An 18,615-nucleotide genomic window follows, 5' to 3' on the forward strand; every position below is an offset into this window, starting at 1 on the left:
TGATTTATATGAACATTCAACAAGCTCTTAATCATATTACAAAAAATATTCATCTGACTCAGCCGCAAATGGAAGAAGTCATGCGTAGCATTATGCAAGGTAGTACAACAGAGGCCCAAATTGGTGCACTGATGATGGGCTTGCGCATGAAAGGTGAAAGTATTGATGAAATTACTGCTGCCGCACGAGTTATGCGTGAGTTTGCTATCAAGATTGATGTAAGTGATATCCCTTATCTGGTTGATATTGTGGGTACAGGTGGAGATGGTCAGAATCTGTTTAATGTATCTACAGCATCTGCATTTGTTATTGCAGCAGCGGGCGCTACAATCGCCAAGCATGGCAACCGCGGTGTATCAAGTAAGTCTGGTTCTTCTGACCTGCTTGAAAAAGCAGAGATCAATCTTGATCTGAATATGCAGCAAACTGAGCGCTGTATCCGTGAAATGGGAATAGGTTTCCTGTTTGCACCTAACCATCATAAAGCCATGAAATATGCAGTAGGCCCACGTAAAGAACTGGGTATTCGCAGTATTTTCAACTTGCTTGGCCCGCTTACGAATCCGGCCGGTGTCAAACGTTTTGTAATTGGGGTATTCTCTGATGAACTTTGTAGCCCAATTGCAGAAGTAATGAACCAATTAGGTGCCGAGCATGTCATGGTGATACATTCCAAAGATGGCCTGGATGAAATCAGTCTTGCAGCACCAACTACAGTCGCTGAACTGAAGAATGGTGAAGTTACCGAATGGATACTGAATCCTGAAGATGTGGGGATAGAATCTCAGACATTGACTGGTCTTGTGGTAAACAGTTCTGATGAAAGTCTGGCGTTAATTAAAAACGCATTAGGCAAAAAGAAAACGCCGGTAGGTGAAAAAGCTGCCCAGATGATTGCTCTAAATGCAGGTGCCGGACTGTATGTTTCTGGGTTGAGTCAAAGTTATAAACAGGGTGTCGCTTTAGCGCATGACATTATTTATGGTGGACAGGCACTTGAAAAAATGAGCGTATTATCAGAATTTACTAAAACTTTGAAACAGTACGAAGTATAACGGTCAGGAATAAACAGTCATGGTAGATATTGCAAACACAATTCTTGGTAAAATTGTTGACCGTAAAACTGAAGAACTGGCTGCGCGTTTAAAACAGCGCAGTTTAAAAGATATAGAAGAACTGGCACAGGCCGCGACACCTGTGCGTAGTTTTGTGCAGGCACTGTCATGCAAGTATCCTGGTGTAATTGCAGAGATCAAGAAAGCTTCTCCGTCTAAAGGAATCATTCGTGAAAATTTTAATCCTGCAGAAATCGCCCGGCAGTATGAACAAGCAGGTGCAGCCTGCCTTTCAGTACTAACTGATGTCGACTTTTTCCAGGGTGCTGATGAAAACATCCAAATTGCGCGCACGCACTGCGGCCTGCCCGCATTACGTAAAGACTTTCTGATTGATCCCTACAATGTTATTGAAGCTCGTGCTCTTCATGCTGACTGTATTTTACTGATTGTTGCTTCATTATCTGACCAGCAACTTGAAGAAATGTCTCAAACCGCTTTTGAACAGGGAATGGATGTACTGGTAGAAGTACATGATGAATATGAGCTGGAACGTGCTTTACAACTTTCAGACCGTTGTTTGCTTGGCGTAAATAACCGTAACTTGAAAACCTTTGAGGTTGACCTCAATACATCATTACGTTTAAAGAAACTACTCGACCCTTCTCGACTGTTAGTCACAGAAAGCGGTATTGCCAGTCCGGATGATGTACGGCTAATGCAGGAACATGATATTCATGCATTTCTGGTTGGGGAGAGTTTTATGAAGCAGCCATATCCTGATCAGGCTTTCACGGCCCTGTTCGGTCAGCCACAGAGAGTTGAAACCTTATCTTATGAGTAAAAAAGACTCTACACTTTCTAAAGACCAGCAAAACCTGCTGAAACAGTTTAGAAAGCAGATTTCTATTCCTCAGTCTTCACCTGAAGCGAAGCAGACTGAAGTTCAATCAGCCCGGGATGACAAAGACTCTGGTGAAGACTTGGATCTGTTTAAAAAAGCCTTGCAGGGTGTACAACCTTTGCAAGGTAGTAATATTGCTCAGGTGGAAAAAACACGAAAGTTTAAACCCAATGCCCAGATCTTGGCTAAACGTGCAGCTGCTGAGGGGCCTCGTGAAGTTGAGCTGGCTGAACTCTCAGATACCCAAGCTGTATTAAATCCGGTTGGAAGCCAGTCTAAACTGAGCTATCGTATCGCGACCTTGCAACATAAGGTATTTGAAGACTTAAAAGCGGGAAATTTACGCTGGTTTGAAGCGGTCGACCTCCATGGCTGCACGGTAGAAGAAGCACGTGAAGCAGTTTTGCAAATTATTCAGATGGCAAAAGATGAAAATCAGAATGTCATCAAAATAGTGCATGGTAAAGGTCCAGAAGCTGTGCTTAAAACCTATGTAAATGGCTGGTTGCGTCAGCACCGTGATGTACTGGCCTTTGTCAGTGCACCTGAAAATCAGGGCGGTACAGGCGCAGTGTTGGTACTACTTAAGCGTGCTGAAAAAAATCCGAAATTTAAACAGTAATTGGCATGCTTATTAACTCTCAGACTTTTGATAGTTTTCTGTTACAATGTCGCCCTTGTTCAACCAGTGTAAGTGAACACGCCTTATGTCTATGCAGCAATCCTACGCAAATATCCTAACCGCCGTTGGTGAAGACCTGAATCGTCCCGGTCTTAAAGATACGCCAATGCGTGCTGCCAAAGCGTTCTCATACCTCACGTCGGGTTATAGCAAGACACTGGAAGAAGTGACCAATAATGCGGTTTTCCCTTCGGATAACCGGGAAATGGTACTGGTTAAAAATATCGAATTTTATTCACTCTGTGAGCACCATCTTTTGCCATTTTATGGCCGTGTACATATTGCTTATTTGCCAGAAGGTAACGTTTTGGGTCTGTCCAAATTCGCCCGCATTACTGAAATGTTTGCCCGTCGTTTACAGATTCAGGAAAATCTGACCCAACAAATTGCTGAAGCAGTGGCAGAAGTGACTCAAGCACGGGGTGTTGCGGTCATGATTGACTCTGCACATATGTGTATGATGATGCGTGGCGTAGGTAAACAGGAATCTACTACACGCACAGTTTCTTTTATAGGTGACTTTAAAACAGATAAAGAAGCTCGCCGTGAATTCTTGAGTGCTGTGCCTGAAAGTTACTAAGCTTAAAATTAAAAAGCCTTGCAAACGCAGGGCTTTTTTTATCTCTTGCTGTATAGGTAATGCCGTTATTTATCCCATATATACATTGTTTCGACCATTGTTTTTAGCCGCATATAAAGCCGAATCTGCGGCATCTAAAAAGCGTTGGTAATCAGGATGCCCATCATATAATACGGCGCCTACACTTACTGTAAAATTAAAGCTGATACCCATAGTAGACCGTATAACGGTTTCTTCAATCCGCATACGGATATTTTCAGCAACGCTTTGAGCCCGGCTCAGGTCGCTATCGACCAATAGCAGTAAAAATTCCTCACCCCCTATACGAAAAGCATAATCACTGCCTTTGGTACATTCGAGTAAAACTTCAGCCAGAAACTGTAAGGCCAGATCCCCTGCTGCATGACCAAACTTGTCATTAATGCCTTTAAAATGGTCAGCATCAATTGCCAGTAAAGTTAAGGGTGAACCATTTTTACGGGAAAAATTAATTTCCCGGTTAATAATCGTATTTAAATAACGACGATTAAGTAGCTGGGTTAAAGAATCATTACCCGAGCCGATATACTCGGAAACCTGAAATAACTGATCAACCAGATGCTGTATTTCACGATTTTTTCACGAATCCGCTGTATTAGGGCAATCGCATTGGCTTTATCCTGACTCTCAAGTACCGCCAGATTAAGTTTATCTACCTCATATATGCGATCAATAATAATCTGTACCTGGTCTGTGCCAGAAAAAGCATAGGCTGCTTTATGAATAAACCAGAGACCAAATTCTGATTTGGACAATAGCAGATGATTAAAGCTAGCACTGTCTGAAAATACTTTAAACATCAGCTCATTTTCCCAGTCTAACAAGGAACTGCGCTGTTTATCCTTTTGAATCGATACATCCTGCATCGCAGAAAATAAACGGTAGGTATGTTTAATATCATTATTAATTTCAATATTTGCTTCGTAGGAGCGGCACATAATTTCAGAGGCAAAACCAATGCTCTGTACAATATAGTTGGTTACAGCATAAATATTTTGCTGGGTTCTAGAAGCTTGCAGAGAAAAGACTTTTTTTTCGATTTCACGTATTCCGCGCATAATTAGCCAAGATGGAATACCGATACGCGCATGCACATTGCCAATCACCAGTTGACGTTGTACAACTTCTTCATAATTTTGTTTAAACGGCATATTAAAACAATCGAGCAACCACTGATTTAATGTAGTTTTCAGGCGGCTTTGTACTATCTCATCAGATAAAAAATAGGATGCCTCTTTCTCCTGCATCATATTTTTATAAAACTCATCGACCAGTAAAAACGAGTTATCCTGGATAAATTGGGCAGTATAGTTTAAATCAGTTGCAGAATATTGCCCGCATATATCCTTCCATTGCTCGGCAAGCATGGTAATACATTGTTCATTCATACAATTGATTCCAGAGGGCCTAAATTATCCTTTAACAGGCCCACCAATATAACAAATTATCGTATGATGCGCTTCAGGGTATTTTAGATGTAGTCTACTAAAACCTATCTTTTTAATTGGATTTAGAAATATCTGATATATCCTAAACTGGTTTTAGTCCAGTTTTTATGGTCCTGCTGTTGATATTCCCAACCCAAACGCAGAGCATTTTGTGGAGTAAAGGCATATTGCAACTGGGTGTTAAGTTTTAACTGCCATTGGTGAGCATCCTCCCAGTAGGGTAAGGCCACCTGCACCAAGCTGTTCACTCGTTCTGTCCAGATATTCTGACATCCTAACGTTGGTCCGGCGCCAATGCGCCATCCTTTATCTAGAGCCTTCCCAGCTTGTAAATATGTCTGAGCTTGTACATAACATAAATGTTCACGGGCCTGATCAGCATAGCTATACCCGCCCTGAACATTAAAGTTTAATACACCGTGTTGACGGTCTTCACTAAACTGTCCATCGTGTTCCACACTTTCTTGTTGCCAACCAAAATTGAATCCCCATGATAAAGGAGTTTTAAAAGGGGTAATCGGGTTATATGAATTTACTGATAAAAAATCAAAATGCTCCAATTTTAACTGGTCATTCCGATACTGTATTGAACCATCCCAGAAATTTAACTGCGTGCCGGTGCGAAATCCGCCCTGTGGATCAATAAGATCATGATAAGCCTGACGGTGACCAAGTTCTATAAAAGACTGGCCCTGCACCTCACCGGTTTTAACTGAAATATTACGTGCTTTATGACTCTGAGTAGGATCAATTTTCGGTCGTTCAGGTTCCTGACGCTGTTTATCCAGATTAATCTGGCTTCTTAGGCCCAACAGCTGACGAAAACGTGGCTGGGCAAAACTTTCATCAACCTTGCGTCTTAAAAATTGTAGATAGAGGTCATCATAAGCCATTTCCAGGATTTTAGCCTGATCATTCGCTGGATAGTCCCCTACAAGACTAGGCATTTCTTCAGTTTCGGAAAAAGCAACCTGATGAGCAGTTTTAGCTAGAGTTTTACCATGTTGCCGTGCCTGTGCCAGTAATTGGGTTTCTAAAGCCGGACGATATATTTTGTTTTTAACGAGCTCCTGCTCATCCATTGCTTTTAAGGTTTCTACCGGTATCGCAGCATAATCGAACTGTTCCTGTAAATTAGCTTCTGGACGTACCAGATCAATTAAGCCTAATAAACGGTAAGCACAGTTGTCACTAACAAAATAATAGGGGAATGTCACTTTCTGCATTTCCCAGATATGTTCAACCATAAACCGGGTTTCTTCTGGATTTAAATCCAGTTCATATTCCCATAGATCACGGCTTTCAAAATCTCCATACTCTTTTACCTTACGGTAATACGGCATGAGGGAATATTCACCAGGATACCGGCCAGTTAAGCCTTTCCAGGCAAAAGACCAGTTATCTGTACCGTTTACTGTAGCTGCATAGTTGACTGCATAAGAGACCAGATTTAACTGTTTCTGGTCTTTAGGGTCCAACCGCAATAAAGTGTGCCCAAACATGGAGCTTGGGTTGCCCATAAAGTCTGTAGCATAAATAAGGGTAGCCTTATAAGGCTTAACCTGCTCGATCCAGCTTTCAAATTCAGGACAGCTGGCTTGAGGCAACTGGTATTCGGAAATTTGTAGTTGCTGCATTAACCAGCGGCTACGGGCGGGAAATTTGCATCGGACAGATTGATTCGGTTCAGCGACCTGAAATAGGGCTTGAATATCCTGCTGCATTTCCTGTTGCAGATTTCTCTTTCCATCTGGCGCAAGAAAATATCCTTTATAGCTCACCTCACTGTGGCCGGCAGTATTGGCATACATTAAGCGCTGCCAAGTGATATCTTGGGCCAGCTTTTTCTGTTGAGCAAGATTTAAATAGTAGGATACATCTGGTGTCGTATCTGCTGCATGGCTCAGGCCAGCTACCGTCAGGGCAAGGATCAAAAAAACAGGTTTCATGCAGTAATCTTTTTCTCTTTATATAAGAAAAACCCTGTCTTTAAGACAGGGTTTTTTGAATATCTAATTAGACATAAGCTTTAAGAACTTCATCTTTTGCCATTACGGTTTGAAGGGAAGCCAGTACCTGTAAAGTATTCTGGTTATCAGCCGAATAAATTTCAGAGAAATTCTGTTTAGATACCGCAAAGAAACGTGCTTTATCTTCCTGTTTAATATTCATTAGTTCAGCCAGCACATTCAGGCTTTCACCTTGGCCTACAGACATATCACGAGCTAGCGTCTCGGCATTTTCATTAGTAAAAGTCACGACCTGAGCAGTTACTGTACCGCCTTGGCTACAACCTAATGTACCGAAAGTAATCCCGAGCCATTGGTTGGTAAAAATCACGTTTGTGGTACCAGCGAACAGTTTAGGAATAATCCCACTCTGACCTTGCCAAACCTGACTACCTACACCACAACCAACATCATTGTCAGCCATTGCTACACTTGAACCTGCCGCTAATACAGCAGCCAACATCAGTTTTTTTAACATACTTATTCTTCAGTTATTCTCATGCAGTGTTGTTATCGCTATACATGTGTAAATTTTATTACACAGTAGTGAGATTATCCGGAAGTGAAGCGCTTCGCAATTAAAAAAATGCACTGTTAAACAGAAAGATAACAATTCATTAATCTGCTGTTTTTTTTAATTGCCATCGGCCTTGACGATCTCTGTTGCCCAGTATTTTTAATACCAGTACCAAACTCAACAGTAGCAGTAAATACCAAGAACCCAGCTTGCCCCACCCTACCATATGCCATGCATCGACTTGGCTCGGATATAACCAGATTTTATAAAATGTACTGATATTTTCGGCAATCCAGATAATAAAAGCCAAAATCAGAAGAACGGGCAACATCGATAGTTCAAAACGGCTATAGCTCAACTGGAAATACACCCGGGTTTTCCAGAATAAGGCTATACTCCAGAAAAACAGAAGATAACGAATATCTGGAATGAAAAACTTGCTCATAAAATTAATATAAGACAAGAGAGCCAAAACCAGCATAGGTAAAAAGCTTGGCAGATGTGTAAAGACGACTTGATATAATCGTAACGATCTTGCAAAGAAGCTACCTACGGCAGAATACATAAACCCGGCAAACAGTGGAACAGTCAATATTTTAAAAACAGCTGGCTGTGGATACTGCCAAGAAGCAATCGCAGGATGGGTAAGAAAAATTTCCATCAGCATTGCCATGACATGAAACAAGGCTATTACTTTAGCTTCTGCCCAAGATTCAAGCTTTAAATACAGCAGACAAAATTGAATGATCAGGGCATATAACAGCAGATAGTCATACCGGAACAAACCATAGAAAGCCTCACTCCCCATATTTGCCGTCAACATAAAAGCCAATAGCAATAAAATTCCAAATAAGGCAGCCGAAGCTGCCTTATAAAGAAATTCAAATATGTTTTTAAGAAGCAGAATCATCCGTACATATTATCCCAGATATTTAGCACTGTACTCGTGTACAGTATCAATAAATACTTTCGGATGTGCTGGGTCTACCCACTGGGTAATTCCATGTCCAAGATTTGCAATATAACCCGTCTTTTCACCATTCAGATAGGCATCATCCAGCATAGCTTTGGTGGCTTTCTCAATTGTAGCTGCTGAACCGTATAGAGTCGCCGGATCAAGATTTCCCTGTAGCGCAGCCCGGCCATTTACAGTCTGACGTGCTACATGAAGTGACGTGGTCCAGTCCAGTCCAAATGCATCTGCGCCAGTCGCAACCATCTGTTCAAGCCATTGTCCGCCGCCTTTGGTAAACAAGATCACCGGAACACGTCGGCCATCTTTTTCACGTTGCAAGCCAGTGATAATTTTCTGCATATAATTTAGCGAGAATTCAAGATATTCACGATGTGCTAAAGCCCCGCCCCAGCTATCGAAAATTTGAACCGCCTGTGCCCCGGCGTCGATCTGGGCATTTAGATATTCAGTGACTGCTACTGCCAGACGATCCAGCAAAGCATGTAATACCTCTGGCTGCGCATACATCATCTGTTTGGTAAAACGAAAATCCTTACTTGAGCCGCCCTCTACCATGTAAGTTGCTAACGTCCATGGGCTTCCCGAGAAACCAATTAAAGGCACTTGGCCGCCTAGAGCAGAACGGATAGTACTGACTGCGTTCATGACATAGTCTAAATCCGATTTGGCATTAAATGCGGGCAGATTTGCCACATCCTGTTCTGTACGTACTGTCTTTTTAAATTTTGGCCCTTCACCTGCCTCAAAATACAGACCTAGTCCCAGAGCATCAGGAACAGTTAAAATATCGGAAAATAAAATCGCTGCGTCAAGTTCATAACGGCGTAAAGGCTGTAGAGTTACCTCACAGGCAAACTCGGTATTTTTACATAAAGACAGAAAATCACCAGCCTTGGCCCGGGTCTCACGATATTCAGGTAAATAGCGACCTGCCTGACGCATCATCCATACTGGCGTAGAATCTACAGGCTCACGTAACAGGGCACGGAGAAAACGATCATTTTTCAGGGTCGTCATTTACTTTCCTAACATGGTCTTGGTCTTGTTGCCATCATAGCAAAAAGGCCGCATTTTGAATAACTTCTTGCCATGTTTATACAGTTTCATAAAATCACTTAAAAACAGTTTTAAAAGTATGAATTACACAAAACAAATACTGCATCTCCGTAATTTTTCTGCAATACTTAACTAAATTTACACCCAGCATATGAATAATTCTTAAGGTTGATTTCCATGTTTGTTCGCTCATTACTCGCTATGAGTTTAAGCTGTATTATTACTGGTACAGCCCTGGCTGCTCCAACTGCTGAACAGCCGCTCAATCCTAAAGTTGCCGCAACAAATACGGTCGAAGATCCAATCGACCCTCTAGAAGTCGGTGAAGATACACCAGCGAATAAAACAGAAACTGCAACGACCGATTCCCGTATTACTGCTCAAGAAGAGCGTGATCTGGACCGCGCTTCAACCACCTTGCAAAATCTGGCCCGTACTGAAGATAAAAAGGCGGATGTTGGTACCGCTCCTTCTGCTGCAAGCAAGACCACCAATACTCCGGCTAACGTAAATCAAGCCGCTAAAACTGCTTCATGGACTTTGGAAGGACTGAATAATGCCGAGTGGTATGATGCAATTGGCAAGGGCCAATTTCCAGTCTATGCCCGTGCCCATGTCATGTTAAATAATGCACATGCTTCACCTGGTGCAATCGATGGTATGAGTGGTAAAAATACATTAAAAGCAATTGCCTCTTTTCAGCAAATGAATGGTTTAAAACCTACAGGTGTTTTAACCAAAGAAACCTGGGACGCATTAGTTGCTAAAACTGCCGGTAAACCAGCTTTTGTTGAATATACAATTACGGAAGATGACCTAAAAGGGCCATACGCCAGCTCAATACCTTCAGACTACGCGCTACAGGCCAAAATGAAAGGTTTATATTATGTACGTGTTTCTGAAATGCTGGGCGAAAAGTTTCACATGGATGAAGATTTTTTAAAGAAACTTAATCCGAAAGCGACTTTTAAAAAAGCTGGTGAGAAAATTATTGTAGCAAATGTACGTAATGACTTGCCTGAAGATATTCACTTAATCGTTGCCCATAAAGGTGCAAAACAGCTGTATCTGTTTAATAGCCGTAATCAGATGATTGCTTCTTTCCCGGCAACTATTGGTAGTACGGATACTCCTTCTCCAGCAGGTACCTATAAAGTTACAGGTGTAGCACCGAATCCATGGTATAGCTATTCACCAAGCAACTTCGTTCAGGGTAATAACAAAAAGCCTTTATCATTGCCGCCTGGTCCGAACGGCCCTGTAGGTAATATCTGGATTGGCTTGAGCAAAAAGTCCTTTGGTATTCATGGTACCCCGAATCCATCACTCATTTCTAAAACAGCTTCACACGGCTGTATTCGTTTGACCAACTGGGACGCTAATGATTTAGGTAAAAAAGTACGCTCTGGCGTTACTGTCAAATTCCTTGAGTAATCGCTATCAGTTAAAAAACCACCTTCGGGTGGTTTTTTGTTTAAAGAACATAGCTATAGATACCAGATGTATTCTCTTACAAAACTGCTATCAACTTTCACGTTTTTAGACAACTTGGCAATTTCTTTAAAATGCTTTGATGCTAGATTAGACCTAAACCTATAGTAATTAGAATACTGTACCTGATGCTTAATATTTCATAATGACTCTTGATTAACCAGTTATCAAAATGGTTATTCAAGCAGTAGAAATGACTCATCCTAGATATAGAAGAGGTCAGCCATGAGAAATGTATATGAAAAATTTAAAGAATTTATTGGTCATCAACCTGATCACCTGGATATGACAGCTAAAGCTGAAATTAGTGAAGATAACGAAGATTATTATCTGATTACCCAAGGTATGCCTTATTCCTTCCACCGTGATGGTGAAACCACTTATATCACCTTTAATGGTGAAACCGAGAATATTGGAATGGATACTTTCCAGCAGCACAAAGATCAGATTCTGGCATATCTACAGCAAGTCACCAGACAAATTTAGAATCAACTTAAAAGTTCAGTTTTAGATAGAAAAACTCTCCTGCATAAGCTGCTTAGCTAGAGCCTTATATGCAGGAGAGTTTTTAATATTATTTCTTTCATCAAGCTGCCTGTACAGTTTGCTGACCAGATAGTCTGTCTTGTGTATCACCAAATTGTGTAAAGAAATCTGCGATTAAGCGATGAGCCCAAGAGCTGGCTTTCCAGCCTTCATAATAGGCACAGTGACTTCCTTTTGGTGTAGTGACCAGCATGATATTATCTTTTTCGCAAATTTTATCCAGATAGGCTTGAGCATTTTCCAGGCGGCAGACCGGATCATCTCCTGAATTGAGCATCATCAGTGGGCTGGTTACCTGATCAAAAACATAAATTGGGTTTGCTGCTTTCTCATAAACTTCATAGCTTTCAAACCCTGCCAGCTCATAAACCGCAAGTTGAAATTCATGCAAATCTCTGGCGGATATTAGCGCCTGATAAGTTGAAAGCTGAGAGGTTTGATCCTGATGAGCTAAAACAAATGTTTTAATAAGCTGATGCGTCATATATTGACTGTAAGCTTTATGTGCAACTTTAAATACTTCATTTAAGTTATAACCGGGACAATAGGCGAAGGCAGCTTTAAAGGCAGATTTCTTGCCCATTTCTCCTAAATACCGGACCAGCAGACCTGTTCCTGCCGACACGCCAACACAATAAAGTGAGGACGTTTTAAAACGTTCCCGCACAACAGATATTTGCTCACGCAAGTCATCGGTAGAGCCGACAATACTTAAACGTGGAGTAGTCAATTTTAAGTCAGCATGTCCTCGCCGTAAACATAGTACTACCCTCCATCCTGTCATCAAACGCAGATCACGTACCAGTTCTCGCATACTTTGTGGCGTTCCCATTATAGTGTGCAGTACAAAAACCGTAGGTACATCATCCGGTAAATCATAACCCGACCAGTAAAGCGCGGTTGTACCTCCATCTTGCATGGTAAGAAGTTCTTCATGATCATATTCTAGTTGGGTAGTTTTTTTGCGGATCATATCAAAGTAGAAGAGCTGTAGATGAGTATTAAATAGCCAAGGTGTAGGTATATAGGGCTGATTCAGGAGAGCAATCTGCTCGGCCCATCTCTTGGCCTGTCCTGTAGGGTTATAGTATAAAGTGGGTTGTGCAGCTCCACTAAAATTTTCAAAAAGCTGGGTTACCGTGTTTAATTTTTCATACAGAGACTGAGTATTTAATTGTAGGTGTAACATAGCAGGCTCCTTATCTCTTTTTTATTAGTAAGAACGCTATTACTTTGTCACCCGCCGCTTATAACGGGCCGACTTTGAGTCTTTCCTAGACTTAGGATGATTATTAACGATAAAGACACGGTCCAGTTTGATCTAATTGTAATTTTCTGGGCTTATTATGTGAATCTTGCCACAGTTATTTATTTTTATTCTTTTACTCTTTAGGCAGTTTTAGGTTTAATTTGTAGCACTTTAATTTTCTCCTATTACGCTATTCTGTTTTGGCAATAGTTTACATCCGCATGCCAATACATCATTTGCACGTGCTACAGCTTTGCCCATGACTTGCATGTGCGAGTCACCTGATATAATTGTAGTAACGGTTTTATGTTTTGGACAAGTTGCTTTATCTCCTACACACGCTACTGGAATACCTTCCACCAGAAAAGTATTATTTCCGCTGATAACTTTTCCACCACCTGTGGTCGGACAACCAATTACAATATAAGGAATTGCCATTTTAGTTTTCCTTTATTTTTTAAGAGGTACTAAAGTACCTCAAACTCAATACGACGATTTTTCTTGCGGCCCTCTGCAGTTGTATTATCAGCAACCGGTTTGCTTGAACCCATACCTTCCGTACTCAGATTTTCTGCTTTAATATTTTTAGCAATAAGATAATTGCGTACAGCCATCGCACGTTCCTGGCTTAGTAAAAAGTTTTTATTGCCATCCCCCGAACTGTCTGTATGACCAATGATTTTAACTTTTTTTCCGCCTACCTTATGTAAGGCTACTGCCATTTCTTCCAGAATCTGACGTCCAGCCGCTGTCAACACCGCACTGCCTGATTCAAATTCAACAATCCGGTTTTTTAAAGCATCATCAATAATTTTCTGCTCGGCCTGATTTACAGATAATTGGGCATTAAAGCGATATGGTTGCTGTATAAGCATTTGAAAATTTGCAGTAGTAGGTTGAATATCATTCGGATGACTAACCTTACCATTAAGCTCGATTTGTGTACCTCGTACGCGCAGCTGTCCCTGTCTGACTTTTTTAAGTTCTGGCGTAATTACACGAGCCACAGAATCACTCCAGCCATTTGGGGCTGCTACAGGCCGCACCTGAATTTTGTCAATCACTTGGTTTGCACCATATACAGACTGCATTCTCATCAGAATCGCCTGTTTACTGGCTTCATTTGGTACCACTCCCTCTACAACTACAGGTTCTGCCCAGACTAGCGAACCTCCTCCCAAGCCAATAACACAGACTACAGCATATTTTAATTTTTTATAAGATCGCATATTTATTCATCTAAAAAAGTTTGGCGAAAGAGTTTTAAGCCTTGATTTAAACTTAATTGCCGCTGGCATAAAGCCTGTTCTAGAGTAGCTAAACCAGCATTCTGCTCCAGATATGGATCAATCCATTGGGCCTGAACTAATGATACCCAGTGTTCACTCTGCATATTGTTAACAAAAATATCACTGAGGGCCAATATGTCAGCACCTTGAAAGCCAAATAATAGGACTGGCTTTTCTTGATGCAAAATACCAATGAGAACTTCAGTTTGGGCTTTTTTTAAAAAATGCCCGATCATACTTACCCATAGGGTCGCCACTTCATAACAATATATATGGCTATTAATTGGAAGAATCAGTATCTTATTTAATCGACTGGTTCCATTTTTCAAAATGGGCTGTAATAACAGACCTAAACCAATCATACTTTGTACCAGTTCATATACACTAATTTTCATTAACTGAGCAAATGTATGCATCGTATGATTTTCATAAAATGCCTGTGCTTCAGCTATGGTAAATGACTGAATCTGGTCAGGGAGATTTGCCAATTTATTCAGCATGATATCGCTATTATGAATTGTTCTTAGTACCCTGTTTCTCTGGAATAGGTCAACTAAAACCGGTTTATAACAATAAGGTGCTAGGAGTAGATTCTGATAGGGTTGTTCAACTTCCAGTAAGTGACTTAATACCATAGGAAAAGGCCGGCCCGAGCTATCTTCACTGGTGATGAGATTAGCCACCAAAAACATTTTTTCGTGAGGGTTAGCGATAAAAAAATCTAGAGATGGTAAAGCTGCATAGTGCTGCTTAAAGCCAGTATTCTGCATGGCCTGTTCCAAAGCTTCTGTAATCCACTGATCAATAACCTGTATCAGTGCATACTGCCCCTTTGATTTCAGGAAGTCGCCGCGTGCAGGGGTTTTTCCATAATATAAAGGCGTACTTTTTAAATACTGCATTGTTTCGTTCCTTGAATATCCTTATTCTCTTGCATCAGGAAGTACCTCCTGTCTGCGGTACGACAGCAGATCCAGCTGGTTTTAGTCCAACTGTAGATACTGCCGGTGCAGGCTGTGCAGAAACAACTCGTACTGCCTTGTCAGTTGTGACTTTATCGACCAGCTGCAAACCTGAGTATCCACGGCTTGAACCGATTCCTCCTGAACTGCTACCACTAATCAGGCGGAAATTCACTTTTACAAATACCGATGGATCAGTTTTACTGCGCCATACCATTTCAAAGCTGCCATTTTGCTCCTTACGCTGAGCAGAATCGATCAGGCGATTAATGCCATATTCACCTGGCTCATCAAAAATTGTATGGGTTTGCCCTTGCAGGTCTACAGCAGTAATACGCGCTCCAGGAATTGCACTACGGTTCGGCCAGACAAAGTTTACCCACTGCTGAATCCCATTTTCATAGAGCATACGTTGACCATCAATATCGATGGTATAGGACAGAAGCTGTGGATTCTGTAATGGATAGAACTGGAAATTCGACTGGTTCGCTGCGGGCGTAGCAGTCGGCTGGTCAAGTGTACCTGTTGCCATACCATTGATTGGAGCAACATAACGCTGAAAGTTTAGGACAAATTGTGGATTCAGGCTAATACCCAAATCTTTCCAGGTTTTGGACGTTAAAGTATAACCACGGCGAATGACCAAGGGGTCTAATATTTCTTTTACAAAACGGGCAATACTACCGGTATCGCCAAAAATTTGCCCGATTTCATTACTGGTAGCTTGTAATGAGACAGAGGAATTAAATGGATATTTTTGGCTTAAGTTCGCTTGAAATGGCTGATATGCCTGAATTATCCAAAGCTTATTAATCTCTTCTTGTGCAGGTGTAATCAGGCTGGCAAAAGACTGGGTCAAAGGACTCACTAAAAGTTTCTGTATCATCTGCTGATCAATATCGTTCAGTCCTACCAGCATTCTCTCATCAATATGCTTTTGTGCAGTATTAAAAACTGAGTTCTGATCACTGATAGTCTGTTTAACCAGTGCCATAGCACTCGGACCAATTTCACCAGCATTCTTCAGGTCATTAAATTTACTTCGCACCTGGGCAAGATTCTGCATGTATTCATCAAGCAAGGATTTATTCTGCTGATCGTCACGTTTACGTACCAGTTGATAGAACATCTGATATTCCTGTGAGATTGGTCCTTGAGCTTTATTTGATACCTGTTGTGACATTTGCGCATCACTGCGGTTTAACACTTTACGTTTAAACCAGGCAATAAAACCTTTTTGTGGCACAGCCAGTTCAGCCTGTACTACCGGGTTATCCCAATTTGTTTCAATAGCAATACGCTCAAATAGAATACGGATTGGTGAGTTCTGTGGTTCACCCAGTATGTCAATATTTTTAGACTGCTGACTAAACTGGGGAGCTTTTGCATAATAAATACCATTCAGGAATTTTTTCCACTCTGCAATATATTCCTGCTTGTAGAGAGCAACTAGCTGCTTACGGATCTGCTCTGGACTGCCAGAGAACGTCAGGTCATCTGACTGACGGCTGTTGAGTACCCAGTCTTTACTATCTGTCGGTTTATTGGCTGCTTCATCAATTGCACTACTAACATATTCATCCCATGCCTTTTGGGTAAAAACGCCTGGAAGAGCATAACTGCCGAGCACAGCACCTTTATTATTTTCGCCAACAATCTGGCCCGCTGTTAAGGCAGGAAAGCGTACAGCCGCACGCATCTTGATTTCATTATAGACACGGTCACGTGCAGGCATACCGCGAATGACAGACAATAAGACCTGACGGGTCTGATCTACCAGCTGAGTATCTGCATCAAGTACCGGAAACTGCTGATCACCAGTTAATGTCATAGCATAAGAGAGTACCTGTTCAGCCTGCTGGATCATATCTCCCCGAGACATTTGACCACGGTTAGCATCCACCCATGACCGCCAGAAACGCGTAACCTGATCACTTAAATGCCCTGCATCCATATATTGCGGGTTGCTCATCATCAGATAAGCTTTCAAAGCATTATAAGCATCTTGTGGATTGGTATCTAAAGGTTCCAGATATTGCCCAGTCTTAGCCACCTGCTTGACTTCAACATTGATATGATTAGCTTTAAGTGTTTCTTCATTATTTTTAACCCGCTGCAAATATTGCGCAATATTTTGCTGGGTGGGCTGCAACACAATCTGACGAATACCTTTTAAATACTCAGCCTTTAAAGTCTCACGGAGTTGGTTTCCCTGATACAGGCCAAAGCGGAACTTTAAAGGGCGATGTTCATCAAACTCATCGAGCTGCTGTAAACGCTCCTGCAAGATGAGTAGAGCCTCAAGCTGCGTAGAAAGCTGCTGGCCAGAAGCCTTTTCTAAATGTACCACTTTATCTAAATCAGCCTGCACATCTGCAATCAGCTGCTGGTTGTTACGATATGACCATACCCATAAACCGAGAATAATAGATACACCAAGCAGAGCTCCTATAAATGCCAGATAGCGCTGACGTTTTCTGCTTGGATTAATATGCTGTTTTACCAGATTTTTATCTTTTAAAATAATATTAGAAAATAGTCCCTTCAGAAAATATCCATGATTCTGTAGAGCAATGTTATGATCACTAGGTTCAGCTTGGGTAATTTGAGAAAGATGAAATTCCTGTGCAATCTGCTTTGTCATCGGACTTTCAATTATACCTTCTTGCAAGGCACTGGTGAAATAAAACCCCCGGAATACGGGCTGAAACTGATAAGGATTATCTTCAAACAATGTGCTGATAAAGCTTTTTAATGCCGGTTTTAAAGTTTTAAACTCGAGCGGGAATGTCATTACACTTGGTGAAATATTCTGTGAATGACGACGACTCAGATGCGTCGTACTGACCCCCTTTAATCCATTGTAAAGTAAATTGTAATGGTGTTCGAAAAGCTCAACCGCATTTTGTGATGAATTCTGTTCATACGGCAGAGTTGCACCCCAAGCCTGGTTATATTCTTGTGCTTCATAACAATCAAAAAACTCAGTGAAACCTGCGATCAGATCCATTTTTGAAAAGACCAGATATACTGGCACCACTACTTCCAAACGCTCGGTTAAATCCTGAATTCGGGCGCGCAAGTTTTTTGCCAGTTTAAGTGAATTTTCTGGGCTCTGACCAATCAATTCAGCAATACTGACAATAACAATGAGCCCATTTACTGGTGCCTTAGAGCGATTCTTTTTGAGAATATTAAGAAAACCCAGCCATTCAGAATGATCTTCTGCATAGACAGAATAACGTCCAGCAGTATCCAGTAAAACGCCTTCTGTAGAGAAGAACCAGTCACAGTTCCGTGTGCCGCTTAAACCTGCTGAAATCATTTTCTGGTGCGTCTCCTCAAATGGAAACTTTAACCCCGAATTGTAAATTGCTGAACTCTTGCCTGCTGCCGGATTACCAATAACCATATACCAAGGTAATTCATAAAGTGCGGCATTACCTTTTTTATCTCCCAGCTTTGACTTGCGAATTAACTGGATAGAATCTTTCATCTGCTGGTTAATCAGTTGAAGTTCTTCTTTATTTTTTTGCTGGCCATACTCGGCTTTTGTATCCTGCTGAATTGCATTAGCAAGTTCTTCCCCTTGCACCGTATGACGTCTGCGCTGTACCAGCCAGTAAATACCATAGCAAATAAGTCCCAGCATGTAGCTGGCTGCCAGTGCCCAGAAAATGTGTCGTGGTAAAACAGAGTAAGATGATACCAGAGCAACAAACAATGATAAGGCAATAATAGCCCTAGGATTGGTAATGTACTGCCACAAGTAACCTAAAATGATATACATTGAGTTCTCGTATTTCTAAAAA

The 18,615-nt window shown here is 41.4% G+C and carries 15 protein-coding genes and 1 pseudogene; 6 read left to right on the top strand and 10 right to left on the bottom strand.

What is annotated here, in order from left to right; translation table 11 throughout:
* Window positions 1–8: 8 nt before the first annotated feature.
* The 4 genes from trpD to folE all read left to right on the top strand — a co-directional run bounded on the left by trpD (window position 9) and on the right by folE (window position 3,221).
* Window positions 9–1,055, top strand: a complete 1,047-nt coding sequence (gene trpD / locus B3X18_RS11205) for an anthranilate phosphoribosyltransferase (protein ID WP_005015126.1) — start codon at window positions 9–11, stop codon at window positions 1,053–1,055.
* 19 nt (window positions 1,056–1,074) lie between these two features.
* On the top strand, window positions 1,075–1,899 hold the full coding sequence (gene trpC, locus B3X18_RS11210; RefSeq protein WP_005406050.1) for an indole-3-glycerol phosphate synthase TrpC: 825 nt from the start codon (window positions 1,075–1,077) through the stop codon (window positions 1,897–1,899).
* Window positions 1,892–2,581 carry a Smr/MutS family protein gene (locus tag B3X18_RS11215; RefSeq protein ID WP_005406118.1) on the top strand — a complete coding sequence of 230 codons (690 nt, stop codon included), beginning with the start codon at window positions 1,892–1,894 and terminating at the stop codon, window positions 2,579–2,581. The genes trpC and B3X18_RS11215 overlap by 8 nt, the downstream gene beginning before the upstream one ends.
* Before the next feature lie 91 nt (window positions 2,582–2,672).
* Window positions 2,673–3,221, top strand: a complete 549-nt coding sequence (folE, locus tag B3X18_RS11220; protein WP_171053875.1) for a GTP cyclohydrolase I FolE — start codon at window positions 2,673–2,675, stop codon at window positions 3,219–3,221.
* A 69-nt stretch (window positions 3,222–3,290) separates the two neighbouring features.
* Here folE and B3X18_RS11225 read toward each other — a convergent pair.
* The 5 genes and pseudogenes from B3X18_RS11225 to hemE form a co-directional block, all read right to left on the bottom strand.
* A pseudogene (locus B3X18_RS11225) lies at window positions 3,291–4,648 on the bottom strand (diguanylate cyclase).
* Window positions 4,649–4,770: 122 nt separating this feature from the next.
* Window positions 4,771–6,657 carry a DUF4105 domain-containing protein gene (locus B3X18_RS11230; protein WP_005025210.1) on the bottom strand — a complete coding sequence of 629 codons (1,887 nt, stop codon included), beginning with the start codon at window positions 6,655–6,657 and terminating at the stop codon, window positions 4,771–4,773.
* 67 nt (window positions 6,658–6,724) lie between these two features.
* On the bottom strand, window positions 6,725–7,195 hold the full coding sequence (locus tag B3X18_RS11235; RefSeq protein WP_005015141.1) for a DUF3015 family protein: 471 nt from the start codon (window positions 7,193–7,195) through the stop codon (window positions 6,725–6,727).
* 139 nt (window positions 7,196–7,334) lie between these two features.
* Window positions 7,335–8,144: a DUF817 family protein gene (locus B3X18_RS11240; RefSeq protein ID WP_017400917.1), complete on the bottom strand. Its 810-nt coding sequence runs from the start codon at window positions 8,142–8,144 to the stop codon at window positions 7,335–7,337.
* A gap of 9 nt (window positions 8,145–8,153) precedes the next feature.
* A complete protein-coding gene (hemE, locus tag B3X18_RS11245; RefSeq protein ID WP_017400916.1) occupies window positions 8,154–9,227 on the bottom strand; it encodes a uroporphyrinogen decarboxylase in 1,074 nt (357 codons plus the stop codon).
* Between the two features lie 216 nt (window positions 9,228–9,443).
* On the opposite strand from hemE, the gene B3X18_RS11250 reads away from it, so the two are divergent.
* Both B3X18_RS11250 and B3X18_RS11255 read left to right on the top strand, forming a co-directional pair.
* Window positions 9,444–10,700: a L,D-transpeptidase family protein gene (locus B3X18_RS11250; protein WP_005025203.1), complete on the top strand. Its 1,257-nt coding sequence runs from the start codon at window positions 9,444–9,446 to the stop codon at window positions 10,698–10,700.
* A 282-nt stretch (window positions 10,701–10,982) separates the two neighbouring features.
* Window positions 10,983–11,243, top strand: a complete 261-nt coding sequence (locus B3X18_RS11255) for a hypothetical protein (protein WP_005025201.1) — start codon at window positions 10,983–10,985, stop codon at window positions 11,241–11,243.
* 100 nt (window positions 11,244–11,343) lie between these two features.
* On the opposite strand, the gene B3X18_RS11260 is transcribed toward B3X18_RS11255, so the two are convergent.
* The 5 genes from B3X18_RS11260 to tssM all read right to left on the bottom strand — a co-directional run bounded on the left by B3X18_RS11260 (window position 11,344) and on the right by tssM (window position 18,593).
* Window positions 11,344–12,492: a YheT family hydrolase gene (locus B3X18_RS11260; RefSeq protein ID WP_005025200.1), complete on the bottom strand. Its 1,149-nt coding sequence runs from the start codon at window positions 12,490–12,492 to the stop codon at window positions 11,344–11,346.
* A gap of 231 nt (window positions 12,493–12,723) precedes the next feature.
* Window positions 12,724–12,990, bottom strand: a complete 267-nt coding sequence (locus B3X18_RS11265) for a PAAR domain-containing protein (RefSeq protein ID WP_005025196.1) — start codon at window positions 12,988–12,990, stop codon at window positions 12,724–12,726.
* A 29-nt stretch (window positions 12,991–13,019) separates the two neighbouring features.
* Entirely contained in the window at window positions 13,020–13,781 is a 762-nt protein-coding gene (locus B3X18_RS11270) for an OmpA family protein (protein WP_005025194.1), read from the bottom strand.
* A gap of 2 nt (window positions 13,782–13,783) precedes the next feature.
* Window positions 13,784–14,743, bottom strand: coding sequence for a type VI secretion system-associated protein TagF (gene tagF / locus B3X18_RS11275; RefSeq protein ID WP_005015160.1), 960 nt, complete (start codon window positions 14,741–14,743; stop codon window positions 13,784–13,786).
* Window positions 14,744–14,777: 34 nt separating this feature from the next.
* Window positions 14,778–18,593 carry a type VI secretion system membrane subunit TssM gene (gene tssM / locus B3X18_RS11280; RefSeq protein WP_005025192.1) on the bottom strand — a complete coding sequence of 1,272 codons (3,816 nt, stop codon included), beginning with the start codon at window positions 18,591–18,593 and terminating at the stop codon, window positions 14,778–14,780.
* Window positions 18,594–18,615: the final 22 nt, after the last annotated feature.

Source organism: Acinetobacter sp. UBA6571 (assembly GCF_002434085.1).
GTDB classification, from domain to species: domain Bacteria; phylum Pseudomonadota; class Gammaproteobacteria; order Pseudomonadales; family Moraxellaceae; genus Acinetobacter; species Acinetobacter radioresistens.